Genomic DNA, 7,155 nt, shown 5'->3' on the forward strand with positions numbered 1-7,155 from the left:
GCTTCAAATGAAAAAAGCGATTAAATAAAATCAATGTTTATTTAATCGCCTTTTTCTAGTCATTGCTGAAAAAGTTAAGCTTTTTCAGTGCCCTCAAAAATTAGTCCTCTCTTTTTTTTATGATTATTAAAATAATGTATTACATCTCCTTAAAAATCAAATCTATAATTCATCTTAAAAGCTACTCCCCAGTTTGTACGATCAATATTTTTATTGTAATTATCGCTTACTACCAGATAGATATATGACAATGGCTTATACTCCCATTGCAAACGGCTATTGATATTAAAATTATCTCTCTGCGTATTGTATTGAACATAGGTGCTCCAGCTTAATCGATTATTAAAAAAGATCTCATTAGAGAATCGTGCCAGATGAAATGTCTCATTCCCCAATTCATCAAGATCAATAGCATTGATATCATATGATACTTCTAGATTGGCAAATGGTAACAGTTGATAGTTCAAAAAAGTACCTGCTGTAGTTCTACTTCCCCCATAATAAGTACCTTTTTGTACATTAAATCGATAACGGAATTTTTGATTATTAGCTGAATTGTATCCTATTTTTAGGATTCCAGAATGGTATTCATCGGGTTGCAAAGGATTGCCATTACCCAATGGATCAAAACCATATTTAAGATCAATATAATCATATGTAAATACATAGTAAATAGCAGATAAATCCTTAAACCGCACAGCCGAATTCAAAAAATGAGACGTCTGAGTCAATGTTCCGCTTTTATCAAAATAATTATTATTTCTATAGTTCAACAGACGAATCGAGTTTAGAGTCTTTGATTCTTCATAAAATTTTTCATATTCTATTCTGGCTGTCGTTTGGGTGTACCCCTCTCTTATCTCCTCATCATTGATTGCATCATAATTGTATAATCGTGGTGTAAAACCAACATCAGTAATATAATTTCTATCAATACTCTTGACTTCAGCACTCCATTCAAAACCTCGTTTACTATACCAGATTCCAAGATTATAAAAATCATTGTTTCCTGAAATACTATCATTGAAACTCTTTCCAAAATTAGATACCCCAGTCCATTTATTATTATCAGACTTAAAATTAAGATTTACTCCAGCAACACGATTATAATCATCTTCAAACTCAAACTCATCTGTTTGCTGTCTGTTGATCAAAAATCCTGTAGTGGTAAAGTTTTTTGTAAGTTGTTGTTCTACCACCAATGCTCCATAATTTTGTGAGGCAATATCATCCTCTTGATCTGTCTGTACATTCAATACACCTATTCTGGTTTTTGGGAGCACATTGCCAGATAACTTTAAGCCAAATAGAATGTCTGAGTTCCTCCCTACTTTTCTAGAATAAAAAGGGTTGACACCTTCTACGCCCAGATTAGAAAACAAATCAGAATTTTCTAAAAAGAAATTTCGTCTTTCAGGAAAAAACAAGGCAAACCGTGTTAAGTTTGTTACCTGTCTATCTACATCTATCTGTGAGAAATCAGGATTTATAGTAGCATCCAACTTCAAGGATGAAGATAGGTTATACTGTATATCCAAGCTTGGTTTGATTGTTGTTTCCTCCTCATCATTAGCTACATCATTTATATGATTAATGGTTACTGATGGGGTCACTGCAAATCGCGATACGGATCGATCGGGTATATCTTCTACTACAAATGGGGTAGTAAACCGTAAATCAAACAATCGGTAATTCCGTTTTACATTTGTCAGAATGGTCCACGAATTCTCTTTGATATCTCGGGTATACATTTGAACTCCAAACACTGGATTATTACCGCTAAAATTCAATGCCTTTAATGGAATTGCTAATTCATATATCTTATCGGTTCCCTCTACAGAGGTTGCTGTTTTCCAAATGGTATTCCAACTTAAACTAAAATCAAACCCCTCGTTTACACGCTCTACAAGTCCATCAACCTGTGTACCGTAACCATTTACTGCAAAATAATATCCGTTTTGCTGTTGGTTCTGAGTATCCAAAATGAGAACAAACGAATCACTAATTCCTATAGATACATCTCGTTTTAGAGAGCTTACCTGTATGTTGGTTTCTGTATCCTTATATACCGCACTTACATACAAATATTCTCCGTCATGAAAGAGTTTTACTGCAGTTTGTCGTTCGGCTTCTCCAATATCTGTAGGTGCATAATTATAAAACCCTGTACTTTCTGGCAGTTGTTGCCAAACACTCTCATCCTGTTTACCATCTACAGTAATTTTTTCTTGTAAAAAAGGAATTTTTTTCTCTTGCGAGAAACTGTTCAATACAAAAAAATAGCATATTCCAACCCATACAAATTTTCCCATTACCTTCTTATTTTTTCTTTCTCTTCATTGAATAAATTTTACTTACGATCTTCCATTCCCCTTCAATTTTCAGAAGATTCATATAATCTACCACTACAGCATTGGGGTATACCACTTCTATTTTGGCATTGGCAGATTTTCCTGCTATGTTGATGTATTCAATTCGATTCATTCGGTTGGTTTCTGGTTCTTTTCCTTGTATTGATTTAAAAGCTTCGAGCGCATTACTTTCTGTATACCCCTTTTTACTAGATACATATTTCATAGTTGCATTTTTATGAAATGCTTTCTTCAACAGTTCATAGTCTTTTTGGGTATCACCGTCTAGATAATACCATACTGTTTTTTCTATTTGAGAATAGTCTGATTTTTGAGCGAATGTGAATGCAATACTCCCAAATAAGGCTAGTACTAGAAACGTTTTTTTCATCTTTGATAAGTTTTTTGACGAATATATCCTGATTACAAACACGTTTACATAAAAGTAGACCAACTCCTGTTTTATGGCTATGTAGCTAAAAACCTATATTGATCTCTAATTTTACCCATTTTATAGCTTTATATATAGGATTGGTAGATAAAAAATGAAATTTGATCCTATAAAACTTATTTTTGTAGCATCCTTATGAAAAGACTAAAAACATTTATAAAACAACCCTTGATAACGCATATCCTATTTTGGGTTTGTGTATTACTCTATTTTGTATTATCTGCCAGTATGAATGTACATAGTAGTTATAGGCAGGTGATTGATTTTAATGTAATGGTGGTTATTGTGCAGATAATATCGGCATATACTTGTATCTATATTTTGATTCCTAAATTCCTGAATCAAAAAAAAATTGTATTATTTATCGTCTCTCTTATAATTTTAATACTAGCCATGTATGCGCTATATGGTCTTTACAAAATTTACTATTACGACCCTAAATATATCGAGTTCTATAGTGAAATCGCTAAAAAATATGCACAAGTTCCTTTTTTAAAAAGGTTTTCTAATTTCTCTGTAATCTTAAGTAAGGCGATCAAATTCTTAACCCCTACTGTATTGCTTCTAATGGCTAGTTTTTATAAAAACCAACAGCAGTTTCTAAAGCTCAGTGAACAAAAAAAAATTGCAGAACTCAATGCTCTAAAACATCAGTTAAATCCTCATTTTTTATTCAATACACTAAATAATTTATATGCGCTTGCTCTAGAAAAATCTGACAAAACACCTGAAGTCATTGAGCGTCTATCTGATATTCTGGATTATATGCTGTATCGTTGTAAGGATAAATTTGTTGTACTCGCTAAAGAGGTTGAATTGCTAGAAAACTACTTGGCTTTAGAAAAAATACGATATGGAAACCGTGTAGCTATTTCGTTTAAAACAAGCATAGATACAGACGCTAGGATTGCTCCATTAGTATTACTTACTTTTATAGAAAACGCATTCAAACATGGAGTAAGTCAAGAACTAAAAAAAGCAACAATCAATATCGATTTATCAACTCAGGATAAAACGATTCTATTTCTTATCACCAATACAAAACCAAATACCTATAATGAGGTCAAAAACAAAGTAGATGCATTAGGGCTCAATAATATAAAAAAACAGCTCGAATTGTTGTATCCAAATACTCATGACCTACAGATATTAGATACAGAAAATCAATATGAACTAAGTTTAACATTAAAACAACCATAATGTATAAATGTGTAATTGTAGATGATGAAGAATTGGCGAGAAACCTCATCAAAAAACATCTAAATCAGTTAGATGATTTTGAAATTGTAGCTTCTTGTGCCAGTGCTATCGAAGCTAGCAAGGTATTGCAACAACAAGCTGTTGATTTATTGTTTTTAGATATTGAAATGCCTGTATTGCAGGGTACTGTTTTTTTTAAAAACCTTATCAATAAACCTAAAGTTATCTTTACTACTGCTTACAGAGATTATGCCCTTGATGGGTTTGAACTCAATGCGGTTGATTATCTTTTAAAACCTATTACTTTTGGTCGTTTTTTTAAAGCTGTAGAAAAATTTTTAGAGCTTCAATCTATTGTCCAACCACAAAGCATTGCGATATCTACCAAAAGAGATAATTTTATTTTTATTAGAAAAGATAGAAAACAAGTAAAGGTACATTTTGATAATATTCTATACATAGAAAGTGTTAAAGACTATATCAAAATCCATCTGGCAGGCGAAAATCATCTAATAAAACATAGTATTACTGCTTTTGAAGATAATTTGGATGATCGATTTCTACGAACTCATCGTTCCTATATTGTAAATACTGATAAAATCACCGCTTATACCAAGCATGATATCGAAATCGATGCTATCGAAATTCCTATAGGTGATAGCTACAAATCAGCAGTCATAGATAGAATGTAAGGTTCTCTGTACTATTTTAGGTAGTCTCAGCACTACTTTGAGTCTCCCCGCGGGAGTGTTCAATAAAGTGTGTCACTACTTTTTTCTTATTTCTCTAATCATATCGGTACGCATTTGCTCTGCTGGGGGATCATAATCTAGCTCAAAATCCATGGTATGAAAATCTTTTTTTGCCCACTGCTCTCGCTCTCGTGCCCATGTACTGACTTGCTGGGTACTATAGCCACTAGGTTTACCCCAATCACCAAATTCATCATTGGCATCCATCAAAAAATAAGTACCTGATATCGCCCAACCATATCCAGAGATAAAGGCGGTAATCCCCATAATAACACCTATATCTATTGCGAATTTTGTATAATAGGCTCTATATGTTTTTCTATAAGCTGTATCCCAAATACTTCATCGAGAATTATTGATGAAAAAGCCAAAAAAAGGCATATTAATAAATAAAAAAATAAATAAACAGTTCCCTTTCTACGATCCTTCCTTTTTAAATGACTAAACTCATCAATATAACTTCTCCATTTTTTTTGATATAAAAAAATAATATAAAATAAAGCCCCTGTAAATAATATTGAACCATATAAAATTAAATCATCGTTAGGGTCTTTTTTATAGTAGAGTCCAAGATTATCATTTGAACTAACAGGTGGAAAAAAAAAGTCTTGAAAAAAATATGCTACCATAAGAAATAACAAACCATGAAAAATAGCCAAGAATATTACACTACTCCAATGTGCTTCATTACGCTCACTTCTATATGATCTATAAAAAGAATAAACAATAAAAAATAGATACCGTAAATACTTTGGTGGTCTTATTTTTGCTAACCAACTACTCATCTTCGCAAAGCTTTTGATTGATATATCATTTTGGGCTGTACATAGGTTTTATCTCTCTTAAACTCTCTTATTTCTCTAATCATATCGGTACGCATTTGCTCTGCTGGAGGATCATAATCTAGCTCAAAATCCATGGTATGAAAATCTTCTTTTGCCCACTGCTCCCGCTCACGTGCCCATGTACTAGCTTGCTGGGTGCTATAGCCGCTAGGTTTACCCCAATCACCAAATTCATCATTGGCATCCATCAAAAAATAAGTACCTGATATTGCCCAGCCATATCCAGAGATAAAAGCGGTAATCCCCATAACAATATCTACAGCATTTTTTGTGGTTACACCCCATTTATTTGCATCATCACTTAAATGGGCATCGGCTGTATTAATTATACTCGCTCCAACATTAACTGCAAAACACACTTTTCCAAGTGCTTTAGGAAAAGGCGTCGCTTTACCACCTCTTACTTTTGCCCAATGATGGCTGGTTTTTAGGCCTTGTCTTACAAATCCGTTTTTTGCGTGTTGAATCTCTTGATAACTATGCCATGCGCCATCCAGGCTTTTCCATTGGGTGCCTTCTATTCCGTTTAGGTTAAGAAAGGAGTGTGTATAATGTTGCCCCATAACAAAAGCATTGAGGGTACCTGCGGTTTTGCCTGCAATACCTGCTCCTGTTTTGGTAACGTTTACCCATGAGTCTTCATACTCGATCTCACGCCACTCATCTAGATTTACACCCCATTTTGCACGGTCTGCCTCCCAGAGGTCTTCGCTAGTGAGCTCAGGGTCTATAAAGGATATGGTCATCCCATTTTTGGGATCATAGGCATCTAGGTATAGTGCGGGTTGGTAGTATTGCTCATGGTCATATTTTATGGTAATACTAATCTTTGCTTGTTCTGAAAAATTAAACCATACCCCTGCCTCTGGGTCATATACTTTATATCCGTCTGAGGTTTCTTGTATGTATTTTTGGCATAGTTCTTCTTCTGTCAAGCTTGCGGGGTCATTAACCAGATTTAGCATTTCAAAACGTGCGCGGGATGCTCCATCATCATACCCCTGCATTGCCAAATCTATTTTATACAGTGCTTCTGCCAATTGGGGGCGTGCGGTATCTAAGTGTTGATAAAAACCTTCTGCTATTTCTTTGGCTTTGCCAAAATACACCCCTTTGCTAGGATATAGCGATGCGATATCCAGCGCCTCACAAAGTAGTCTGTCTAACTCTTGGAGGGATTCATTATTGGTATAACTCATACACTATTATTTTTTTACTGGCCAGTTGTTGATATGCTTGACTCCATTTAAACTGACTTCTCTGGCAGAAATTTTGAGTTTTATATAGAGCTGATTGCTGGTATCTGCTACATATTGACCACTCAATCGTGCGCAATAGGCATCGCTAAAATCAATGCTTAGCAATACACCCATACCATCGTGTTTTAAAAAAGTGACATTACCACTTTTGGTCTGGTGTGAACTTACCATCCACTCTATAAGATCGGTTTGTTTTTCTAATTCTACCGTGGCAATGATGATTCCTCCCCTTGGGCGAGCACTGGGCCTACCATTGTGATCTAATTGTTGATCCATATCAAAACTACAATCCAACAT

General features: G+C 34.3%; 8 protein-coding genes. 2 read left to right on the forward strand and 6 right to left on the reverse strand.

The window, feature by feature from the left end:
• Window positions 1-149: 149 nt before the first annotated feature.
• Both DG508_RS13645 and DG508_RS13650 read right to left on the reverse strand, forming a co-directional pair.
• Complete coding sequence (locus DG508_RS13645) at window positions 150-2,312, reverse strand: DUF5916 domain-containing protein (RefSeq protein WP_108868684.1); 2,163 nt, start codon at window positions 2,310-2,312, stop codon at window positions 150-152.
• A 7-nt stretch (window positions 2,313-2,319) separates the two neighbouring features.
• On the reverse strand, window positions 2,320-2,742 hold the full coding sequence (locus DG508_RS13650) for a nuclear transport factor 2 family protein (protein WP_108868685.1): 423 nt from the start codon (window positions 2,740-2,742) through the stop codon (window positions 2,320-2,322).
• A 195-nt stretch (window positions 2,743-2,937) separates the two neighbouring features.
• Here DG508_RS13650 and DG508_RS13655 point away from each other — a divergent pair, with 195 nt between their 5' ends.
• Together DG508_RS13655 and DG508_RS13660 are read left to right on the forward strand one after the other, a co-directional pair.
• On the forward strand, window positions 2,938-4,002 hold the full coding sequence (locus DG508_RS13655; RefSeq protein ID WP_108868686.1) for a sensor histidine kinase: 1,065 nt from the start codon (window positions 2,938-2,940) through the stop codon (window positions 4,000-4,002).
• Window positions 4,002-4,694 (forward strand): LytR/AlgR family response regulator transcription factor, encoded by a 693-nt coding sequence (locus tag DG508_RS13660; RefSeq protein WP_234418231.1) that lies wholly within the window; start codon window positions 4,002-4,004, stop codon window positions 4,692-4,694. Before DG508_RS13655 ends, DG508_RS13660 begins: the two co-directional genes overlap by 1 nt.
• Window positions 4,695-4,769: 75 nt before the next feature.
• Here DG508_RS13660 and DG508_RS13665 read toward each other — a convergent pair whose 3' ends face one another.
• From DG508_RS13665 to tssD, 4 genes are all read right to left on the reverse strand, one after another.
• Complete coding sequence (locus DG508_RS13665; RefSeq protein WP_108868688.1) at window positions 4,770-5,021, reverse strand: hypothetical protein; 252 nt, start codon at window positions 5,019-5,021, stop codon at window positions 4,770-4,772.
• A 14-nt stretch (window positions 5,022-5,035) separates the two neighbouring features.
• Window positions 5,036-5,539, reverse strand: coding sequence for a hypothetical protein (locus tag DG508_RS13670; protein ID WP_108868689.1), 504 nt, complete (start codon window positions 5,537-5,539; stop codon window positions 5,036-5,038).
• The gene (locus DG508_RS13675; protein ID WP_108868690.1) at window positions 5,536-6,798 is read right to left on the reverse strand and encodes a hypothetical protein; all 1,263 of its coding nucleotides are present in this window, start codon (window positions 6,796-6,798) and stop codon (window positions 5,536-5,538) included. The genes DG508_RS13670 and DG508_RS13675 overlap by 4 nt, the downstream gene beginning before the upstream one ends.
• A 6-nt stretch (window positions 6,799-6,804) precedes the next feature.
• The coding region (gene tssD / locus DG508_RS13680; protein WP_108868691.1) for a type VI secretion system tube protein TssD at window positions 6,805-7,155 on the reverse strand (351 nt) is incomplete at its 5' end.

The sequence above is a fragment of the Aquimarina aquimarini genome (assembly GCF_900299535.1).
GTDB lineage: Bacteria > Bacteroidota > Bacteroidia > Flavobacteriales > Flavobacteriaceae > Aquimarina > Aquimarina aquimarini.